This window comes from Streptomyces sp. NBC_00289, assembly GCF_041435115.1.
GTDB lineage: Bacteria > Actinomycetota > Actinomycetes > Streptomycetales > Streptomycetaceae > Streptomyces.
On the sequence record NZ_CP108046.1, the window covers coordinates 4,972,028 to 4,992,838 of the forward strand.

Here is a 20,811-nt window from a genome sequence, read left to right on the forward strand (position 1 = left end):
CTATCCCCGGGCCCCCGCCGGGCCGGTTGCAACAAGCTGCGGTGGTGGGCGCCGTCGGCCCCGGGGCCGGGCGGACACCCGCTTCCCCGGCGGCCGGCATCCGCCGCGGGTGGACGCCCCACCCGCCGTCCGTCCGCGGCGCCCCACCCGCTGTCCGTTCGGAGCCCCGAACGCCCGGAGTGCGCCGTTCCGCGCGTGCGCCGCCGGAAATGCCGGAGTGATCGTCACGTTACGTACCGCCTCTAACGTCCCCTCATGGCGGACATATTTGACGCGTACGCGTTGGCCGACGCGTGGGACGAGATGTTCGAGCGGCCGGGTGAGGTCAGGACCGCCTACGAGCCGGTGCTGGCGGCACTGCAACCGATCGAACCGAGCGAACTGCGCTTCCGGGCCGACCAGATGGCCAGGGCGTTCACCGACCGGGGCGTGACCTACGCCTTCGCGGGCGAGGAGCGGCCCTGGCCGCTCGACCTCGTCCCCCGGATTCTGGACGCCCTCGAATGGGATCTCATACAACGCGGGGTGGCCCAGCGGGTCAGGGCCCTGGAGGCGTATCTCGCCGACGCCTACGGGCCGGCCCGCGCCTTCGAGGACGGTGTCGTGCCCTGGCGGCTGCTCCTCAACTCGCCGCACTTCCACCGGGCGGCCCACGGGATCGAACCGCCGGGCGGTGTACGCATCCACGTCGCCGGCATCGACCTCGTCCGGGACGAAGCCGGCGACTTCCGGGTGCTCGAGGACAACGTGCGGGTCCCCAGCGGGGTGTCGTACGTCATCGAGAACCGCCGGGCCATGACCCGGATCTTCCCCTCGCTCTTCGCCGAACAGCACGTGGTGCCCGTCGACGGGTACGCCCACCGGCTGCTCGGCGCGCTGCGGGCGGCCGCGCCCGACGGCGCCGGAGATCCCCGGGTGGTCGTCCTGACACCCGGTCCCAGCAACGCCGCCTACTTCGAACACGCCCTGCTGGCCCGGCTGATGGGCGTACAGCTGGTCGAGGGGCACGACCTCGTGTGCCGGGGCAACCGGGTGTGGATGCGGACCACGCGCGGCGAGGTGCCCGTGCACGTCGTATACCGGCGCCTGGACGACGACTTCCTCGACCCGCTCCAGTTCCGCCCCGACTCGGTGATCGGCTGCCCCGGCATTCTCGGCGCGGCCATGGCGGGCAACGTCACACTCGCAAACGCCGTCGGCAACGGGATCGCCGACGACAAGCTCCTGTACACCTACGTCCCGGACCTGATCCGGTACTACCTCGGCGAGGAACCGGTGCTCCCCAACGTGGAGTCCTACCGGCCCGACGAGCCCGGCCAGTTGGACGCCGTGCTCGACCAGATCGACCAGCTCGTCATCAAGCCGGTCGACGGCGCCGGCGGCCAGGGCATCGTCATCGGCCCCAAGGCCGACCGGGAGACCCTCGACCGCACCCGCGAAGCCGTCGCCGCCGACCCGCGCGGCTTCATCGCCCAGCGTCCCGTCGCCCTGTCCACCTCCCCCACCCTCGCGGGCGAACGCATGGCACCCCGCCACATCGACCTGCGCCCCTTCGCCGTCAACGACGGCAACGACGTCTGGGTCCTGCCCGGCGGACTGACCCGGGTCGCCCTCCAGGAGGGCAACCTGATCGTCAACTCCAGCCAGGGCGGCGGCTCCAAGGACACCTGGGTGCTGGCCGACGGACCGGCCCGGCAGCCCGCTCCGGTGAGCGCCGGCTCCCTGCCCGAGGTCGCCCCCCGCCAGCTGGGACCCGACGGCATCCCCACCGTCGTACAGGAAGGGGCGCAGCAGCAGTGAACGACGTGATCCTCTCCCGCATAGCCGAGGCGCTGACCTGGACCGGCCGCTACGTCGAGCGGGCGGACGCCACCGGGCGCATCCTCGACGCGTACCTCCACCGCATGCTGGAGGACCCCTGGCGCGACGAGGACGCGGCCTGCCGGTCGCTGTACGCGATCCTCGGCGTCGACGCGGGCGGTACCCGCGTCGACATGCAGCAGGTCCTGGACCAGCTCGCCTTCGACGCCCGCTCCACCTGCTCCATCGAGGGCGCGCTGGGCGCCGCCCGGCTGAACGCGAGAAGCGCCCGCGAGGCGGTGTCCTCGGAGATGTGGGAGTGCCTCAACTCCACCTGGCACGCGCTGGCCGACCAGCGCCTCGCGGCCCGCCGCACCGGCCCCTACGGCTACCTGGAACTCGTCCGGCGCCGCGCGGCCCTGTTCTTCGGCCTCGCCGACTCCACGATGAGCCGCGACGACAGCTGGCGTTTCGTCGTCCTGGGCCGCAGCCTGGAACGGGTGGACATGACCGTACGGCTGCTGTCCGTGCGGGTGCTGGATGCCGCCCACGCGCCCGACTGGCCGACCCTGCTCAGCGCGAGCGGCGCCGACGAGGCGTACGCGCGCGTGTACGGCGGCTTCGGCGACACCCCGCGCGTGGCCGAGTTCCTGCTCCTGGACCGGGACTTCCCGCGCTCCGCGCTGCACGCGCTGACCACCGCCGAGGAGTGCCTCACCGCCCTGGGCCGCCCGCGGCAGGACCCGGCGCGCCGCCCCATCGGCCGGCTGCGCACCCGGCTCGAGTACCTGGACACGCACGCCCTGGAAGAGCAGCTCCCCATCCTGCTCATGGACCTCCAGACCGCCTGCATCGCGTCGGCGGAGGCGGTGGCGGAGCGGTTCTACCCGAACCAGGGGCCCGTCGAGTGGGCCTCGGAAGGAGCGTGAGCATGACCACGCAGACGATGACGCAGGCCACCCGGCGCCTCCGGATCCGGCACCTCACCCGCGTCGCGTACGCGCAGGCGGCCGTCTCCTCGCACAACGAGGTCCGCATGACCCCGCTGACGCTGCCCGGCCAGACCACCCTGGACGCCCGGGTCACCGTCAGCCCGACGGCCACCACCTGGTCGTACTGGGACTACTGGGGCACCCAGGTCACCGGCTTCGACCTGATGGACCCGCACGCCGACCTCACCATCACGGCCTCCAGCCTGGTCGAGACCCACCCGCCGGGCCCGCTCCCCGAACCGCCCGGCTGGGCGGCGGTGGCCGAACGCACCGCGAACTCCCGCCTGTCGGAGTTCGCCGACGCCACCACGCGGACGACGGTGCCCGCGGGGCTCGTCGAGACAGCCCGGGACGCGGTCGCGGGGCTCGACCCGCACGAGACCGCGGTCGCCGTCTCCGCGCTGGTCGCCGACCGGGTGTCCTACCTGCCCGGCACCACCGGCGTGACCACCTCCGCCGCGGAGGCGTGGGAGCTGGGCGCGGGCGTCTGCCAGGACATCGCCCACGTCACCATCGCGCTGCTGCGGGGCCTCGGCCTGCCGACCCGCTATGTCTCCGGCTACCTCCACCCCGAGCGCGAGGCGGAACTGCACCGGCCGGTCGCCGGGCAGAGCCACGCGTGGGTCGAGTACTGGGCGGGCGACTGGTGCGGCTACGACCCCACCAACCGGACCCGGGCCGACGAGTCCCACGTCGTGGTCGGACGCGGCCGCGACTACGACGACGTCACCCCGCACAAGGGCGTCTACCGCGGAGTGGCCGGCGGCCCACCGGAGGTCACGGTGGAGTTCACCCGGGTGGCATGACCGCGGTGACGCACCCGGCGCGGCGGCGCGGCCGGGGTCGTTCGTTCGGATCAGGGCGGATCAGGGAGCGGTGCCAGGGCTCGCGAGCCCGCCTGATCCGAACGATCCGAACGATCCGAACGAGAGGCCCTAGTTCAGGCCGATCGCGGCGCAGGCGCTCTTGTACTTGCTGGTGCAGATGTCGGACACCTTGTAGATGCCGTCCGCGACGACGGTGCTCTTGATGTTGTCCTTGGTCAGGGCGACCACGGGCACGAGCTGCGCGGGGATGGCCTTGTTCGTGGGGCTGTCGACGCTGTCCCGGGCCAGGGCGTCGAACTGGATGTCCTTGCCCTGGACCTTGGCCACGGCCATCTCCGCGGCGGCCTCGGCCTCACCGGGGTACGGCTTGTAGACGCTCATGTACTGCTGGCCGCCGACGATGCGCTGCACCGCCGCGAGTTCCGCGTCCTGGCCGGTGATCGGGGGCAGCTTGCTGACGCCCGCGGCCTCCAGCGCCTTGATGATGCCGCCGGCCATCGCGTCGTTGGCGGAGTAGACGGCGGCGATGTTGTCCTTGCCGATCTTGTCGATCGCCTCGGTCATGTTCGACTGGGCGGCCTCGGGGCTCCACTTGTCGGTGTCGAAGGAGTCGGAGATCGTCACCTTGCCCTCCAGTTCGGAGAGCGCGCCGGTCTTGAACTGCTTGGCGTTGGGGTCGGTCGGCGAGCCGTTCATCATGACGACCTTGTCCGAGGTGTCGGCCTGCGTGCCCAGCGCCTCGATCACGGACCGGCCCTGCACCTCACCGACGAGCTCGTTGTCGAAGGACACGTACGCGTCGATCGGCCCCTCGGCCAGCCGGTCGTAGGCGATGACCGGGATACCCGCGTCCTTCGCCTTCTGCACCCCGTCCGCGATGAGATGCGCGTCGACGGCGTCGAGCAGGATGACGTCGACCTTGTCGTCGACCATCTGCTGCAGCTGGCCCGCCTGCGTGTCCGCGTCGGCACCGGCGTTGGCGTACACGGTCCGGCCCTGCTTCTTGGTGAGGGCGGCGACCTTCGCCTTGATGATCGGGTAGTCGAACTCGGCGTACCGCGTGTTCGTCTTCTCCGGCATCAGGACACCCACGGTGACGTCGTTGCCCTTGGTCGGGCTCGCGTCCGCGCTGTCCCCCGAAACCCCCAGGGCGCCGCACGCGGCCAGCGAAAGGGTCATTGTGGACGCGGCCACGGATATGGCGATACGGCGCATGGGGGTGCTCACTTCTGGTGCCTTCCGGACGTGGACGCAAATTGCGACCCAGATGACTCAAAAGCCAACGCGGACGCGCCCCCCAGCGTCAAGCGAAACTACTTAACGAGATGGCAACGCCACACTCCGCTTTGCATGTGAAGACGTGAGGGATTCGCCTCCGAACAGTTTCACGGACTCTACACCTCGCCGCGGCAACGGGCGTCGGCGATCCGTACAACGAACGGGCACCGGTCTCGCGCCGCACGTGAAGGGGCCCGGGGAGTGCTCCCCGGGCCCCTTCACGCGTGCGTGCCTGCGGACGGGTCAGTCCGACGGCTGCTGTCGCTTGGGTCTCCACACCACCAGCGCGCTGGTCTGCTGGACCTCCTGATACGGGACCAGGTCCCGCCGGTAGGAGGCGTGCACCGCGGCCTCGCGCTGCTGCATCGCGGCCGCCGCGCCGTCCAGGGCGGCTTCCATCTCCGCCACCCGGGACTGGAGGGCGGCGACCTGGTTCTCCAGCTCGATGATCCGCTTGATGCCGGCCAGGTTGACGCCCTCGTCCTGGGACAACTGCTGCACCTGACGGAGCAGTTCGATGTCGCGGGCCGAGTAGCGGCGGCCCCGGCCGGCGGTGCGGTCGGGGGAGACCAGGCCCAGACGGTCGTACTGGCGCAGTGTCTGAGGGTGCAGGCCGGAGAGCTGGGCCGCCACCGAGATGACGTAGACCGGGGTTTCCTCGGTCAGTTCATACGGGTTGCGTCGACGACCGTCCATCTCGCATCAAGCTCCCTTCGCGGCCTGGAACAGCTCCGCCCGCGGGTCCTCACCCGCGGTCGCCTCGCGATACGCCTCCAGCGCGTCACGAGCCTTCCCCGACAGATCCGTCGGAACACTCACCTCCACGGTGACCAACAGGTCGCCGCGCGTGCCGTCCTTGCGGACCGCGCCCTTGCCACGTGCGCGCATGGTGCGGCCGTTGGGCGTGCCCGGCGGCAGCTTCAGCGTGACCGGCGGCCCGCCCAGGGTGGGCACCCTGACCTCGCCGCCGAGGGCCGCCTCCGTGAACGTCACCGGGACGGTGACGGTCAGGTTGTCCTCCCTGCGGCCGAAGACCGGGTGCGTGTCGACGTGCACGACGACGTACAGGTCGCCGGCCGGGCCGCCGCGCTCGCCGGGCGCGCCCTTGCCGCGGAGGCGGATGCGCTGGTTGTCGCTCACCCCCGCCGGGATGCGGACCTGCATGGTCCGGGACGACTTGGCGCGCCCGCTGCCGTGGCAGACCTCGCAGGGGTTCTCCGCCATCAGGCCGCGGCCCTTGCAGTCCGGGCAGGGGTCCGTCAGCGAGAAACCGCCGCCGGAGCCCCGGGCGACCTGGCCGGTGCCGACGCAGGTCGGGCAGACCCGCGGGTTGCCGTTCTTGTCGCCGGTGCCGGAACAGGCCTTGCAGGGCTGCTGACTCGACATGCGCAGCGGGACCGTCGCGCCCTCGATCGCCTCGGTGAAGCTGAGGGTGACCTCGGACTCGATGTCCTGGCCGCGCCGGGGGTTGGTCCGGGTGGTGCCGGTGCCGCCGCGGTTGAACAGGCCCCCGAAGACGTCTCCGAGTCCGCCGCCGAAGCCGCCGGCTCCGCCCTGGGCCCCGCCGCCCTGGGCGCCGCCTCCGAAGAGGTCGCCCAGGTCGAAGTTGAAGGAGCCGCCGCCCGCGCCCGGCCCCGGACGGAAACCGCCGTTGCCGAAGAGGGCGCGGGCCTCGTCGTACTCCTTGCGCTTCTTGGGGTCGCCGAGGATGTCGTTCGCCTCGGAGATCTCCTTGAAGCGCTCCTCGGCCCTGACGTTGCCCTTGTTGGCGTCCGGGTGGAACTCGCGGGCGAGCTTCCGGTACGCCTTCTTGATCTCGGCCTCGGTGGCGTCCTTGGGGACGCCGAGGACCTTGTAGTAGTCCTTCTCGATGAAGTCCTTGGTGCTCATCCCCGACGCCCCTCCTTTCTCATCGCTTCAAGCTCAGCCCTCGTCCGGGCCACCGCTCTCCTTGTCGTCGGCCGCCTCGGTCGCCTCTTCGGCCTTGCCGGCCTGCGCTCCGGGCTGGGGTTCGGCCACGGCCACCCGCGCGGGGCGGATGGTGCGTTCGCCGAACCGGTACCCGGGCTGAAGAATCGCCACGCACGTCGTCTCGGTGACGTCCGGTGCGTAACTGTGCATCAGGGCTTCGTGGATGGTCGGGTCGAAGGGCTCGCCCTCCTTGCCGAACTGCTGAAGTCCCATCTTGGCCGCGACGGTCTCCAGCGACTCGGCGACGGACTTGAACCCGCCGACGAGTTCGCCGTGTTCCCGCGCGCGGCCGATGTCGTCGAGCACCGGCAGGAGTTCGGTCAGGAGGCTCGCGATGGCGATCTCCTTGACCGTGACCCGGTCCCGTTCGACCCGGCGGCGGTAGTTCTGGAACTCGGCCTGGAGCCGCTGGAGGTCGGCGGTGCGCTCGTCGAGTGCTTTCCGCGCCTGGTCCAGCTGGGCCGTCAGGCCGGCGATCTGTGCTGCTGATGAGTCCCCGGCCGGGGCCGCCCCCTCCTTGGGGGCGGCCGCGGGCTCGGCGTCGTCAGAGGTGGCGCCGGAAGGGACGTCGGGCTTCTCCTCGAAGCCCGGGGTCTCCTCCGTCACGCGGCACCGTCCTTGCGCTCGTCGTCCACGATCTCGGCGTCGACGACGTCGTCGTCGGCCTTCGGGGCCTCGGCGCCCGAGGCGTCGGCGCCACCCGCACCACCCTGAGCGGCCTGGGCGTCCGCGTACATGGCCTGGCCCACCTTCTGGGAGACCGCGGCGACCTTCTCGGTGGCCGTGCGGATCTCGGCGGTGTCCTCGCCCTTGAGCGCGGCCTTCAGCTCCTCGACGGCGGCCTCGACCTCGGTCTTGACCTCGCCCGGGACCTTGTCCTCGTTGTCCTTGAGGAACTTCTCCGTCTGGTAGACGAGCTGCTCGCCCTGGTTGCGGGTCTCGGCGGCCTCGCGGCGGGCGTGGTCCTCCTCCGCGTACTTCTCGGCCTCCTGGCGCATCCGGTCGACCTCGTCCTTCGGCAGCGAGGAGCCACCGGTGACGGTCATCTTCTGCTCCTTGCCCGTGCCCAGGTCCTTCGCGGTCACGTGCATGATGCCGTTGGCGTCGATGTCGAAGGCGACCTCGATCTGCGGGACACCGCGCGGGGCCGGCGGCAGACCGGTCAGCTCGAACATCCCGAGCTTCTTGTTGTACGCCGCGATCTCGCGCTCGCCCTGGTAGACCTGGATCTGCACGGAGGGCTGGTTGTCCTCGGCGGTGGTGAAGATCTCGGACCGCTTGGTCGGGATCGTCGTGTTCCGCTCGATGAGCTTCGTCATGATGCCGCCCTTGGTCTCGATACCAAGCGACAGCGGGGTGACGTCGAGCAGCAGGACGTCCTTGACCTCACCCTTGAGGACACCGGCCTGCAGGGCGGCGCCGATGGCGACGACCTCGTCCGGGTTCACGCCCTTGTTGGCCTCGTTGCCACCGGTCAGCTCCTTGACGAGCTCGGCGACGGCGGGCATACGGGTGGAGCCACCGACGAGAACGACGTGGTCGATCTCGGACAGCTGGATGCCGGCGTCCTTGATGACGTTGTGGAACGGCGTCTTGCAGCGCTCCAGCAGGTCGGCCGTCAGCTGCTGGAACTGGGCCCTGGTGAGCTTCTCGTCCAGGTGCAGCGGGCCCTCGGCGGACGCCGTGATGTAGGGCAGGTTGATCGAGGTCTCGGTGGACGAGGACAGCTCGATCTTGGCCTTCTCGGCGGCCTCGCGGAGGCGCTGGAGGGCCATCTTGTCCTTGGCGAGGTCCACGCCGTGACCGGACTTGAACTGCTGCACCAGGTAGTCGACGACCCGCTGGTCCCAGTCGTCACCACCGAGGTGGTTGTCGCCGTTGGTGGCCTTCACCTCGACGACGCCGTCGCCGATCTCCAGCAGGGACACGTCGAAGGTGCCGCCACCGAGGTCGAAGACGAGGATCGTCTGGTCGTCCTTGTCGAGGCCGTAGGCGAGCGCGGCCGCGGTGGGCTCGTTGACGATGCGAAGGACGTTGAGACCGGCGATCTCGCCGGCTTCCTTCGTCGCCTGGCGCTCGGAGTCGTTGAAGTAGGCCGGGACGGTGATGACCGCGTCCGCGACCTTCTCGCCGAGGTAGGCCTCCGCGTCGCGCTTCAGCTTCTGCAGGATGAAGGCGCTCATCTGCTGCGGGTTGAAGCTCTTGCCGTCGAGCTCGATCTTCCAGTCGGTGCCCATGTGACGCTTCACGGACCGAATGGTCCGGTCCACGTTGGTGACCGCCTGACGCTTGGCGACCTCGCCGACAAGCACTTCGCCGTTCTTCGCGAAGGCGACGACGGACGGCGTGGTCCTGGCACCCTCGGCGTTGGTGATGACGGTGGGCTCGCCGCCCTCCAGAACGCTGACGACGGAGTTAGTCGTGCCCAGGTCGATGCCGACCGCACGTGCCATGGTTGATTCCTCCAGCAATGACTTGAGTGGAACAGGCTCAAGTGTGCATCACCGTTCCCGCTCGGTCAACAGAGCTGAGTCGAAGAGGCTCAACTCTTATCCGCTCCTTACACGCAACTGCCCGTTGACCTGCACTGATGCGGTACGAGTGGATGGCCGCGGCGGGTGATCCGGCTGCCGACGAGCCCCGTACACCTTGATCCTCAGCAGCGGGAGGACGACGACCAGGGCCCCGCCCGCCACCCAGAACGCCCCCGACTCCGCGACCCAGCCGAGGTGCTGGAGCACTCCGACGAGTACCCCGGAGAACGAGCCGACACCGAGCAGGATCGTCGTGCCCTGCGGGGTGAGCCCGAGCCGCCGCAGCCGGTGGGCGAGATGGTCGGGGCCGCTGCGCAGCAGGGGCCGGCCGGCCAGCCGCCGGGACAGCAGGACGAGCACGACGTCGGCGCTCCCGGCGGCGGTCAGCGCGAACAACACTCCCCCGCTGGAGGCGAGTTCGTACCCGGAGCGGGTGAGCACGGCCGCCGAGGCCAGCACGAAGCCGACGAACAGGGACCCACAGGCCCCGAGGGCGATCCGGGCGGGATGCCAGTTGTGCATCAGGAACCCGGTCAGCGCGGCGGCCAGCACGCTCAGCAACACGGCGAGCCCGTCCATCACCTCGGCGGCGGCACACGCGCCCACCCCGAAGGCGGTGACCACTCCTACGGTGCCGGCCAGCGCGTCGGCGTGGTCGAGCGCCCTGAAGCCGGCGGCCACGAAGACGATCCAGCCCACCGCCAGCAGTCCGGCGGGCAGCCCGGTCTCGTCGTAGGGCACCACACAGGCCGCGGCCACGACCGTGCCGCCGAACAGGAACCGGGCCTTGACCCGCCGCATGTCGGCGACCAGTCCGAGGGCGGCGACGGCCGCGCCCGCGACGAGAAGCCGGCCCGTGCCGAGGAGCGGCGCGACCCCCGTCCAGTTCCCGGCCGCCGCCACCAGGCAGGTGGCGAGCACCACGGCCACACCGCCGAACAGCGGAACCGGCCGCTGCCGCCGGCGGTCGACCGCGCCGAGACGCAGGGCGGGGACCCGCAGCAGCGCGGCGAGCACGGCGGCGAGCAGCAGGGCGGTGGTGGCGGCGGCGATCCCGTAGAGCACGAAACCAAGCTAATCCGAATGTGATGATATGTGGTGAATTGACCCCGGGATCCGCGCGCCGCAGCGCCACAGTTACTGAGGCAGCCCTCAGTAGCACAGATCACCGCACGGCTGACTACAGTGCGGCGCAGGATGCGGGTAGTCTCAGAGAACCGCATAAGTTACCGCTTAGTAATCTCGCTCGAAGAACGCCTCGCAGGCCCGAGGAGCCCCCGAAATGCAACTCGCCGCGATCATCGTGTCGCTGGTCCTGACCGTGGTCGGCGTGGCACTGCTCGCACGCGCCGTCGGCCAGTTCGTCCGGTACTTCAAGCTCGGCCAGCCCGTGCCCGCCGGAAGCAGGACCGACAACCCCTACTCGCGCAGCGTCACGCTGGTGCGGGAGTTCCTCGGCCACACCCGGATGAACCGGTGGGGCATCGTCGGCTTCGCCCACTGGTTCGTGGCGATCGGCTTCCTGACGCTGCCGCCGACCATCATCACCGCGTACGGCCAGCTCTTCCAGGCCGACTGGACGCTCCCGGTGATCGGCGGCTTCCTGCCGTACGAGCTGTACATCGAGTTCATCGCCGCGATGACCACCCTCGGCATCCTCACGCTGATGGTCATCCGCCTGCTGAACCTGCCCTCGCGGCCCGACCGCAAGTCACGGTTCGCGGGCTCGAAGATGGGCCAGGCGTACTTCGTCGAGTACGTCATCCTCACCATCGGCCTGGCGATCTACGTGCTGCGCGGCCTCGAGGGCGCATTGCACCACGTGGACCACTTCGAGGCCGCGTACTTCGCCTCGTACCCGCTGGTCCTGGCCTTCAAGGGACTGAGCGTCGCGACGCTGCAGAACCTGGTCTACCTGGCCGCCATGATCAAGCTGGGCACCACCATGATCTGGATGATCACGGTCTCGCTCAACACGAACATGGGCGTCGCCTGGCACCGCTTCCTGGCCTTCCCGAACATCTGGTTCAAGCGCGAGGCCACCGGCGGGACCGCCCTCGGCGGCCTCCAGCCGATGACCTCGGGCGGCGAGCCGATCGACTTCACCGACCCCGGTGACGACGACGTCTTCGGCGTCTCCCAGGTCGAGCAGTTCTCCTGGAAGGGCCTGCTGGACTTCTCCACCTGCACCGAGTGCGGGCGTTGCCAGTCGCAGTGCCCCGCCTGGAACACGGGCAAGCCGCTGTCCCCGAAGCTCCTCATCATGTCGCTGCGCGACCACGCGCACGCCAAGGCGCCGTACCTGCTCGCGGGTGGCGGCAAGTCGATGGAGGGTGAGGAGAAGGCGTCCGAGGAACAGCTCAAGGACGTGCCCGCCGCCGCGCTCGCGGAGGCCGAGCGGCCCCTCATCGGCACCGCCGAGGAGAACGGCGTCATCGACCCGGACGTCCTGTGGTCCTGCACCACCTGCGGCGCCTGTGTCGAGCAGTGCCCGGTCGACATCGAGCACGTCGACCACATCGTCGACATGCGCCGCTACCAGGTGATGATCGAGTCCTCGTTCCCGTCCGAGGCGGGCACGATGCTCAAGAACCTGGAGAAGAAGGGCAACCCCTGGGGCCTGGCGAAGAAGCAGCGCCTGGAGTGGACCAAGGAGGTCGACTTCGAGATCCCGGTCGTCGGCCGTGACATCGAGGACCTCACCGAGGTCGAGTACCTCTACTGGGTCGGCTGCGCCGGCGCCCTCGAGGACCGCGCCAAGAAGACCACGAAGGCCTTCGCCGAACTCCTCCACATCGCGGGCGTCAAGTTCGCGATCATGGGCGGCGACGAGAAGTGCACCGGCGACTCCGCCCGCCGCCTCGGCAACGAGCCCCTGTTCCAGGAGCTCGGCATGGAGAACGTGGCCGCGCTGAACATGGCGTTCGGCGAGTCCCTCGACGAGGAGGGCGAGGTGGACGAGTCGACGAGGAAGCCGAAGTCGGCGAAGAAGATCGTCGCCACCTGCCCCCACTGCCTCAACACCATCGGCAACGAGTACCCGCAGCTCGGCGGCGACTACGAGGTCATCCACCACACCCAGCTGCTCCAGCACCTGGTGGACGAGGGCAAGCTGGTCCCGGTCACCCCGGTCGAGGGCATCATCACGTACCACGACCCCTGCTACCTGGGCCGCCACAACAAGATCTACACGCCCCCGCGCGAGATCATCGCGAGCGTCCCGGGCCTCCGCAACGAGGAGATGCACCGCCACAAGGAACGCGGCTTCTGCTGCGGCGCCGGCGGTGCCCGCATGTGGATGGAGGAGCGGATCGGCAAGCGCATCAACAACGAGCGTGTCGACGAGGCCCTCTCCCTCAACCCGGACATCGTCTCGACGGCCTGCCCGTTCTGCCTGGTCATGCTGACCGACTCGGTCAACGGCAAGAAGAACGACGGCAAGGCCAAGGAGTCCATCCAGGTCGTCGACGTCGCCCAGCTGCTCCTGGAGTCGGTGCGGACCCCGGCCGACGACGAGCCCCCGGCGGGCTCGGTCGACTCGGAGAACGAGCCGGAGCCGCAGCCGGTCAAGTAGTCCCGGCGCAGCACCCCCGACGCCCCCATGTCCCGCCCGGACATGGGGGCGTCGCCGTGCGCCCGGACAACGAGGACGCCGCCGCCGGTGACGGAATTCGTGTGGCGGCCCGGCGGTCCGGAATTCACCGAACTCTTGTACAACCCTTACCCTGCGCCGCAGGTCTCTTGATCGTCGGCCCCGCCGAGCAACCGGGGACGGCTGAGCCACCCGCCCCCGCCCCGAGCCCGCTCCGCATTCCCCATCGCATCCGCCGAGCCCGCACCCGCACGGGCCCGGTGTCCTTCCTGGAGTCCGTCTTGCGCAAGCGCACCCTCCTGACAGTCGCCACTCTCACCACCGGCCTGCTCACCGCCCTGCCCGCCACCACGGCCACCGCTGCGCCCTCGGGCCTGCCCGGGGACTTCAACGGTGACGGCTACCGCGACGTCGCCATCGGCGCGATCAGCGCGAACGTCGGCTCCGTACGCAACGCCGGTGCCGTCGTCGTCCTGTACGGGTCGGCCTCCGGCGTCTCGGCCGCCAAGAAGACCGTGATCACCCAGAACTCCACCGGTGTCCCGGGCGCCGCCGAGGACGGCGACCGCTTCGGCGGCAGCCTCGCCGCCGGCGACCTGGACGCCGACGGCTACGCGGACCTGGTCGTCGGCGCGCCGAACGAGAGCGTCGGCGACCGCGACGGGATCGGCACCGCCACCATCATCTGGGGCGGCAGATCCGGCCTGACGGGCGGCTCGTCCCTGCCGCAGTCGTCGGCCGAGCTCAGCGAGTGGGGCGGCTACTCCTCCGCCATCGCCACCGGCGACTTCAACGGCGACGGCAAGACGGACGTCACGGTCACCGGCCAGAGCTACACCGGGGTCTACCGGGGCCCCTTCACCCGCACCGGCACGCCCGTGAACCGGACCGGCGTGTACGAGGTCGGCACGACGTACGAAGTGATCGCGGGCGACCTGACCGGCGACGGCGCGGCCGAGCGCGTGTACCCGTACACCGTCAGCGGCGACCACGGCGGCGTCATCGGCTACCTCGGTTACGACCCCGGGGACGAGTCCCACCCCGAGTCGGACTACGCCCTCACCGACCTGCCGAACGCCGACGGTCACCAGGGCGCGGTCGGCGACATCAACGGCGACGGCTACGGCGACCTCGTCCTCGGCGACCACGAGGACCCGCGCGGCGACAAGCCCACCGGCCACAAGGGCGGCCAGATCAGCGTCTGGTACGGCGGCCCGGACGGCCCCGACCCGGAGCAGAAGCCGACCGTCATCCACCAGGACACCGCGGGCGTGCCCGGCGCGGGCGAGACCGACGACCTGTTCGGTTCGGCGGTGGCCGTCGGCGACGTCAACGGCGACACGTTCGCCGACGTCGCGGTGGGCGCCTTCGGCGAGGACAACGGCACGGCGAAGGACTCCGGTTCGGTGACGATCCTGTTCGGCTCTGCCTCCGGGCTGAAGGGCTCGGGCGCCACGTCGTACACGCAGAACACCGCGGGCGTGCCCGGCAGCAGCGAGACCGGCGACGGCTTCGGCATCTCGATCCGGCTGGTCGACCTCGACAAGAACGGCAAGGCCGAGCTCGTCACCGGCGCCGGCTACGAGAACGGCTACGGCGCGGTCACCGTGCTGCGCGGCACCTCCACCGGCCTGACCACCACCGGCGCCAAGTTCCTGAGCGCCCGCGACCTCACCCTCAAGGGCGGCGCCGACTTCGGCTGGGTGATCGGCCAGTGACGTACCGCGGACTCGCCGTCCTGCTCGCGGCCTCCCTCACCCCGCTCGCCCTCTCCGCCCCGGCCGCGAACGCCGCCACCGCCGCCGCCACTTGGGACTTCAACGGCGACGGCCGGGCCGACCTGGCCGTCGGCGCCCCCGGGGCCACCGTCGGCGGCAGGGCGAGGGCGGGTGCCGTGTCCGTCGTGTACGGCGGCTCGGCCGGCCTCAAGCCCTCGACGTACAAGCTGATCACCCAGAACTCGGCCGGCATACCCGGCGCCGCCGAGACCGACGACGCCTTCGGCTCGTCCGTCGCCTCCGCCGACCTCGACCGTGACGGCTACGCCGAACTCCTCGTCGGCACCCCCGGCGAGGACGTCGACGGCGACACCAACGACGGCACCGTGCTGATCGTCTGGGGCGCGAAGTCCGGCCTGTCCGGCGCCCGCACCCTGGTCAACCACAACCAGCGCGAGAACGACCGCTACGGCAAGGCGCTGGCCGCCGGCGACTTCACCGGCGACGGACTGCCCGAGGTCGCGATCGGCTCGAGCGGGCGGTTCGGCCTGAACTTCGTCTCCGGCCCCTTCACCAGGACCGGTGACTTCGGCGGCGGCAGCGGCGGCTCCTTCGCGTACCTCTCCCACCCGTACTCGACGTCGTACGGCATCGAGTACCTCTCCGCCGGGGACGTCACGGGCCGCGGGTTCGCCGGCCTGGTCGTGCACGGGCGCGAGGAGGGCACCGACGACGCGGTCACCACCCTGGTGGACGGCAGCATCGGCAACTTCGTCGACTGGCTGCGGGACCTGCCCGGCGGTTACGTCTCCGCCGTCGGCGACATCGACCGCGACGGCTACGCGGACATCGTGGTCGGCAACCACCGCGAGCCCTCCGCCGACCCCGCGGGCGCGAAGGGCGGCAAGGTATCGGTGCGCTACGGCGGCCCGGACGGCCTCGACGCCACCCGCGCCCCGGTCACCGTCACCCAGGACACCCCGGGCGTCCCCGGCGCCGCCGAGACCGGCGACGCCTTCGGCTCCGCCGTCTCCGTCGGCGACATCAACGGCGACGGTTACGCCGACCTCGCGATCGGCGCCCCGGGCGAGTCGACGGGCACCGCGACGGCGACCGGCTCGGTCACCGTCCTGTACGGCTCGGCGACCGGCCTGACCACCCAGGGCGCCAGGACCTACACCCAGAACACCGCGGGCGTGCCCGGCGCCGACGAGAAGTCCGACCGCTTCGGCGGCCGCACCGCCCTGCTGGACCACTCGGGCGACCGGCGTGCCGACCTCAGCGTCGCCGCACCCGGCGAGAACGCGGGCGACGGCTCGGTCCGGTCCCTGCGCGGCACCACCACCGGCCCCGCCACGTCGGGCGTCACGGACTTCGGCCCGTCGACGACGGGCATCTCGACCACCGGCAGCCCGGCCTACGGAAAAACGCTGGGCGGCTGATCCCGCGACACCGGCGCGGGCCGAAGCGGCTCGCACGTTCGTCGTACTCACGTACAACCCTTACCCGCCGACGGAGGTCTCCTGATCGTCGACCGCCTCGTGAACCCACGGACGAACCACGGACAACTCCCGGCCCCGTCCCGGCGTACGCGAGGCGGCCGCACCCCATCGACTCGGATGCCCCGCCAGGCATCCCGCGCCGCAGGAGAACCCGCATGCACACGCATCTGCGCATCACCCTCGCGACGGCCGCCGCAGCCGCGCTGACGGGCGGTCTGCTCACGTTCTCGGCCACGACCGCGACCGCCGCGGACTCCACCTCCGTACCGCAGGCCGACTTCAACAAGGACGGCATCGGCGACGTCGCCTTCTCCGCCTCCGGCGCCTACGTGAACGCCAAGAAGGGCGCCGGCCAGATCGTCGCCCTGTACGGCACCAAGGACGGGGTGTCGGACGGCGACCTCTCCGGCGACCTGTCGGGCGACACCCCCAGCTCCACCTTCAGCCAGAACTCCTCCGGCATCCCCGGCGCCGCCGAAGCGGGCGACTCGTTCGGCTCGGACTCCGCGTACGCCGACTTCAACGGCGACGGCTACGACGACCTCGCCGTCAGCGCCCCGGGCGAGGACTCCGGCACCGACAAGGACGCCGGGCTCGTCATGATCCTCTGGGGCTCCGCCGCCGGCCTGCACGGCGGCTCCGTCGTCGCCGACCCGGCGGGCTCCGCGCACGACTTCTGGGGCAAGAACCTCGCCGCCGGCGACTTCGACGGCGACGGCAAGGCCGACCTGGCCGTCGGCAGCAACACCGCGACCGTCCACGTCCTCAAGGGCGGCTTCGGCCCGACCGGCACGCCCGGCGGCACCTACACCGTCAAGCCCCCGATCATGGGCACCGACGCGGGCGGCCCCCTCAACCTGACCGCCGGCAACATCAACGGCGGCCAGGAGACGGACCTCGTGGTCGACGGCTACGAGACCGCCAGCGACTACGGCTGGAACCGCAACTACTACATCCCCGGCTCCGCGAGCGGCCTGAACACCGCCGGGGCCGAGCCCCTCAAGCCCGGCGTGATCACCGCGATCGGCGACATCGACGCCGACGGCTACGGCGACATCGTCAGCGGCGCCTACTGGAACACCACCACGCAGGACGGAACCCCGGTCCCCGACTCCGGGAAGGGCGGCAAGGTCTGGGTGACCAAGGGCTCCGACGGCGGCCCGCTCACCGGCGCCTCCACCGGCATCACCCAGGACACCGCGGGCGTCCCCGGCACCGCCGAGGGCAACGACTTCTTCGGCTACGAGCTGGACCTCGGCGACGTCGACGGCGACGGGTTCCTCGACCTCGCGATCGGCGTCGCCGGCGAGAACATCGGCACCGACGCCAACACCGGCGCCGTCACGGTCCTCTACGGCTCGGCGAGCGGCCTGGACACCACGTCCGGCGCCCAGTCCTTCTCCCAGGACACCGCCGGCGTGCCCGGCACCGGCGAGGACGACGACATGTTCGGCATCGACGTCAAGCTCGACGACGTCACCGGCGACGGCAGGGCCGACCTCCTCGTGGGCTCCGCCGAGAACGCGGGCAACGGCCTGGTCACCTACCTGCCCTCCAACGGCACGAAGATCACCGCGACCGGCTCCGAGTCCGTGGCCCCGCAGTGGACGGACGTCGTGACGACGGGCTCGCCGTACTTCGGCGCCAACTTCGCCGACTGAGCCGCCGTCCACCGGCCGGGGACCGTCGTCCTCCTCCCCGGCCCTGACCCCGCCTCTTCCCGGATCGGATCCCGCATGCGCAAACGCGTCCTCCTGGCGGCCGCCGCCCTCACCACGGGCCTGCTCACCGCCCTGCCCGCCGGCACCGCCTCCGCCGAACCCGCCGGGTACCGGGGCGACTTCAACGGCGACAACTACCTGGACCTCGTCATCGCCGCGCCCACCGCGAAGGTCGGCGGCAAGTCCGGCGCGGGCTACGTCGCCGTGGTCTACGGCTCCCCGAGCGGTCTGCGAACCGACCGGCGCCAGATCATCAGCCAGGCCACGCCGGGCGTACCGGGCACCCCGGAGACGTCCGACTACTTCGGCGACCGCCTGACCACCGGCGACCTGGACGGCGACCTCAACACGGACGTGATCGTCGGCGTGCACGGCGAACAGACCGGCTCGGACGGCGAGTCGGGCGTGATCACCGTCCTGTGGGGCAACGACGCCGGCACCACGTGGAAAGCGTCCAACCTCACCGCCCCCCTCCCCGCGAACCGCAACGAACTCGGCTGGGACGTCGCGACCGGCGACTTCGACGGCGACGGTCACCTCGACCTGGCCGCCGTCAACCTGGCCTCGCCCGAACTGAACATCTTCCGCGGCCCGTTCACCCGCAACGGCACGTCCGTCACGGCCGCCTCGCGCATCGGCATCGACACCTACGAGCAGACCGGCGTCAACGCCGACAAGCTCGTCACCGGCGAGGTCAACGGCGACGGCAGGACGGACCTGCTGGTCATGGGCCAGGAGGAGACCAGCACCGGCGACTACCGCACCCGCAGCGTCCTGTACACCGGCTCGGCCACCGGTCCGGTCGCGGGCAAGAAGCTCGCGGGCGGCTACGACGCGGCCATCGCCGACGTCGACAAGGACGGCCACGGCGACATCGTCACCGGCAACTTCATGGAGAAGTCCGCCACCGAGCCGAACGGCGGTACCGGTGGCGCGATCACCGTCACCTACGGCGCCGCCGGCGGCCTGAGCACCCGCACCCCGGTCCGCATCACCCAGGACACGGCAGGCGTGCCCGGCAGCGCCGAGAAGGGCGACGCGTTCGGCTGGAGCCTCGACGCGGGCGACACCAACGGCGACGGATACGCCGACATCGCGGTCGGCGTCCCCCAGGAATCCCTGGGCTCCAGGACGCACGCCGGATCGGTCGTCGTCCTGCGCGGCTCCGCCTCCGGCCTGACCGGCAGCGGTGCCAAGTCCTTCTCGCAGGACACCTCCGGCGTCCCCGGCGGCGCCGAGTCGCGTGACTACTTCGGCGACACCGTCCTCCTCGCCGACAACAGCCGCGACGGCCGCGACGAACTGACCGTCGGCGCCCGTGGTGAGAACGGCGGCGCGGGCGCGGTGTGGTCCCTGCGCGGCTCGGCCGGCGGCATCACGGCCACCGGCGCCAAGTCCTTCAGCGGCACGACCCTGGGCGGCCCCTCGGGCCTGTCCTACTTCGGCAACGGGCTCGCCTCCGACTGACCCCGCCCGGACTTCTCGGGGGACCGCGCGTAACCCGTACGGCGGTCCCCCGACAGACCTCCGGGAATCGGCCCTCACACCCCTTAAGGGCAATGCCGTTGCTTTTGGCGTGGGCGTAGGCTGCTTGGGAGTGGGGCCTGGGGGTGGTTGGGGTGGCTTCGAGCGCGTCGGACTTATCGGGTCTTGGTCTGCTGACGTGGGTGTATCCGCCGGGGTTGGTGGACCGGGTGGTGGCCGCGTGTGGTCGGGCAGAGCAACGGAGACGGCTGCTTCCTGCGCGGTTGGTGGTGTATTTCGTCCTGGGGCTGGCGCTGTTTTCGCCTGCGCCTTATCTCGAGGTCATGAGGCATCTGGTCGCGGGTCTGCGAGGGCTGGGACTGTTGGGCGACTGGCATGTTCCGGCGAAGTCTTCGCTATTCAGAGCACGGCAACGGCTCGGTTTTGAACCGCTGCAGGTGCTGTTCGCGGCGACCGCGAAGCCGATGGCCGACGAGTCGACACCGGGCGCGTTCTGGCGGGGTCTGCGGGTGTTGGCCGTCGACGGGACCTGCTGGGACGTCGCCGACACGGAAGCCAACGAGGCCGCGTTCGGGCGTCCCGGCAGCGGCCGCGGAGCAAAGCGCAGTGCGTTCGTCCAGGTGCGGATGGCGGCGCTGGTGGAAGCGGGCAGCCATGCGGTGCTCGATGCGGAACTCGCCGGCTGCCGGACCGGTGAAGTCACCCTCGTCGGCCGTCTGCCCCGATCCTGCACTGCGGGCCAGCTGGTCCTGGCCGACCGCGAATTTCTCGGCGTCCCGCTGTGGCGAGCCTTTACCGACAGCGGCGCCGACCTGCTCTGGCGGGTGCCGGCCAACCGCGTCCTGCCCGTGAACAAGCTATTGCGTGACGGATCGTGGCTCTCCAACATCCACGCCACCACCGACCCGGCAAAACGGGACCCGGTGCACGTCCGCGTGCTGGCCTACCAACTCAAAGGCACCAGCGAGGACGCTGCGGCAAGCAACTATCGCCTGGTCACGACGCTGTTGGACGCCCGCCGCTACCCAGCCCGGCAGCTGGCCGCTCTCTATCGGGAGCGCTGGGAGATTGAGTCCGTCTTCGCCGAGATCAAGACCTTTCAACGCGGTGCGAGGGTGGTCCTCAGCAGCAAGACACCAGACGGTGTCCTCCAACAGATCTGGGCTCACCTCCTGGTCCATCACGCACTGCGGGAACTCATGCTGAGAACCGCAGCCACCCGTCAACTCGACCCGGACCGGATCTCTTTCACCGAAACTCTGCGTTCCGCCCGGCGCAGTGTGACCGTCACGCCGGGCGGTTTTTCCCCCTGAGCTCCTGGTCCGAGCACTGCAGGTACTCCAAGAAGACCTGCTGGAAAGACTTCTGCCCGCCAGACGGCTCCGCAGCCA

15 protein-coding genes are annotated in these 20,811 nt (G+C 70.7%); 9 read left to right on the forward strand and 6 right to left on the reverse strand.

Annotated elements, in window-relative coordinates; translation table 11 throughout:
• The first annotated feature begins 255 nt into the window (after positions 1-255).
• From OG985_RS22520 to OG985_RS22530, 3 genes are read left to right on the forward strand one after another with little or no spacing between them, the layout of a single operon-like run.
• Entirely contained in the window at positions 256-1,800 is a 1,545-nt protein-coding gene (locus OG985_RS22520) for a circularly permuted type 2 ATP-grasp protein (RefSeq protein WP_371670140.1), read from the forward strand.
• On the forward strand, positions 1,797-2,729 hold the full coding sequence (locus tag OG985_RS22525; RefSeq protein WP_371670141.1) for an alpha-E domain-containing protein: 933 nt from the start codon (positions 1,797-1,799) through the stop codon (positions 2,727-2,729). The genes OG985_RS22520 and OG985_RS22525 overlap by 4 nt, the downstream gene beginning before the upstream one ends.
• Before the next feature lie 2 nt (positions 2,730-2,731).
• Positions 2,732-3,598, forward strand: a complete 867-nt coding sequence (locus OG985_RS22530; protein ID WP_371670142.1) for a transglutaminase domain-containing protein — start codon at positions 2,732-2,734, stop codon at positions 3,596-3,598.
• A 129-nt stretch (positions 3,599-3,727) separates the two neighbouring features.
• Here the strand turns inward: OG985_RS22530 and OG985_RS22535 are convergent, their stop codons facing one another.
• The 6 genes from OG985_RS22535 to OG985_RS22560 form a co-directional block, all read right to left on the reverse strand.
• Positions 3,728-4,834 carry a sugar ABC transporter substrate-binding protein gene (locus tag OG985_RS22535; protein ID WP_371674464.1) on the reverse strand — a complete coding sequence of 369 codons (1,107 nt, stop codon included), beginning with the start codon at positions 4,832-4,834 and terminating at the stop codon, positions 3,728-3,730.
• 306 nt (positions 4,835-5,140) lie between these two features.
• Positions 5,141-5,593 (reverse strand): heat shock protein transcriptional repressor HspR, encoded by a 453-nt coding sequence (locus OG985_RS22540; protein WP_356037588.1) that lies wholly within the window; start codon positions 5,591-5,593, stop codon positions 5,141-5,143.
• 6 nt (positions 5,594-5,599) lie between these two features.
• Positions 5,600-6,787 (reverse strand): molecular chaperone DnaJ, encoded by a 1,188-nt coding sequence (gene dnaJ, locus OG985_RS22545; protein WP_371670143.1) that lies wholly within the window; start codon positions 6,785-6,787, stop codon positions 5,600-5,602.
• A 33-nt stretch (positions 6,788-6,820) separates the two neighbouring features.
• Complete coding sequence (gene grpE, locus OG985_RS22550) at positions 6,821-7,474, reverse strand: nucleotide exchange factor GrpE (RefSeq protein WP_371670144.1); 654 nt, start codon at positions 7,472-7,474, stop codon at positions 6,821-6,823.
• Entirely contained in the window at positions 7,471-9,321 is a 1,851-nt protein-coding gene (gene dnaK, locus OG985_RS22555; protein WP_371670145.1) for a molecular chaperone DnaK, read from the reverse strand. Before dnaK ends, grpE begins: the two co-directional genes overlap by 4 nt.
• A 96-nt stretch (positions 9,322-9,417) precedes the next feature.
• A complete protein-coding gene (locus tag OG985_RS22560) occupies positions 9,418-10,467 on the reverse strand; it encodes an MraY family glycosyltransferase (RefSeq protein ID WP_371670146.1) in 1,050 nt (349 codons plus the stop codon).
• Positions 10,468-10,684: 217 nt separating this feature from the next.
• On the opposite strand from OG985_RS22560, the gene OG985_RS22565 reads away from it, so the two are divergent.
• The 6 genes from OG985_RS22565 (at position 10,685) to OG985_RS22590 (ending at position 20,733) form a co-directional block, all read left to right on the forward strand.
• Positions 10,685-12,976 (forward strand): heterodisulfide reductase-related iron-sulfur binding cluster, encoded by a 2,292-nt coding sequence (locus OG985_RS22565; protein ID WP_371670147.1) that lies wholly within the window; start codon positions 10,685-10,687, stop codon positions 12,974-12,976.
• Positions 12,977-13,275: 299 nt separating this feature from the next.
• The gene (locus OG985_RS22570) at positions 13,276-14,712 is read left to right on the forward strand and encodes an FG-GAP-like repeat-containing protein (RefSeq protein WP_371670148.1); all 1,437 of its coding nucleotides are present in this window, start codon (positions 13,276-13,278) and stop codon (positions 14,710-14,712) included.
• Positions 14,709-16,154, forward strand: a complete 1,446-nt coding sequence (locus tag OG985_RS22575; protein ID WP_371670149.1) for a hypothetical protein — start codon at positions 14,709-14,711, stop codon at positions 16,152-16,154. Before OG985_RS22570 ends, OG985_RS22575 begins: the two co-directional genes overlap by 4 nt.
• Positions 16,155-16,369: 215 nt before the next feature.
• Complete coding sequence (locus tag OG985_RS22580; RefSeq protein ID WP_371670150.1) at positions 16,370-17,875, forward strand: VCBS repeat-containing protein; 1,506 nt, start codon at positions 16,370-16,372, stop codon at positions 17,873-17,875.
• A 75-nt stretch (positions 17,876-17,950) separates the two neighbouring features.
• Positions 17,951-19,402 (forward strand): FG-GAP-like repeat-containing protein, encoded by a 1,452-nt coding sequence (locus OG985_RS22585; RefSeq protein WP_371670151.1) that lies wholly within the window; start codon positions 17,951-17,953, stop codon positions 19,400-19,402.
• Between the two features lie 152 nt (positions 19,403-19,554).
• Positions 19,555-20,733, forward strand: a complete 1,179-nt coding sequence (locus tag OG985_RS22590) for an IS4 family transposase (protein ID WP_371669879.1) — start codon at positions 19,555-19,557, stop codon at positions 20,731-20,733.
• Positions 20,734-20,811: the final 78 nt, after the last annotated feature.

What these genes read in the sequence shown, in the direction of transcription:
- OG985_RS22535 (WP_371674464.1), bottom strand. Translation starts at nt 4,834, where the DNA reads ATGCGCCGTATCGCCATATCCGTGGCCGCGTCCACAATGACCCTTTCG.
- dnaJ (WP_371670143.1), bottom strand. Translation starts at nt 6,787, where the DNA reads ATGAGCACCAAGGACTTCATCGAGAAGGACTACTACAAGGTCCTCGGC.
- OG985_RS22565 (WP_371670147.1), top strand. Translation starts at nt 10,685, where the DNA reads ATGCAACTCGCCGCGATCATCGTGTCGCTGGTCCTGACCGTGGTCGGC.
- OG985_RS22580 (WP_371670150.1), top strand. Translation starts at nt 16,370, where the DNA reads ATGCACACGCATCTGCGCATCACCCTCGCGACGGCCGCCGCAGCCGCG.
- OG985_RS22530 (WP_371670142.1), top strand. Translation starts at nt 2,732, where the DNA reads ATGACCACGCAGACGATGACGCAGGCCACCCGGCGCCTCCGGATCCGG.
- OG985_RS22520 (WP_371670140.1), top strand. Translation starts at nt 256, where the DNA reads ATGGCGGACATATTTGACGCGTACGCGTTGGCCGACGCGTGGGACGAG.
- OG985_RS22540 (WP_356037588.1), bottom strand. Translation starts at nt 5,593, where the DNA reads ATGGACGGTCGTCGACGCAACCCGTATGAACTGACCGAGGAAACCCCG.
- dnaK (WP_371670145.1), bottom strand. Translation starts at nt 9,321, where the DNA reads ATGGCACGTGCGGTCGGCATCGACCTGGGCACGACTAACTCCGTCGTC.
- OG985_RS22585 (WP_371670151.1), top strand. Translation starts at nt 17,951, where the DNA reads ATGCGCAAACGCGTCCTCCTGGCGGCCGCCGCCCTCACCACGGGCCTG.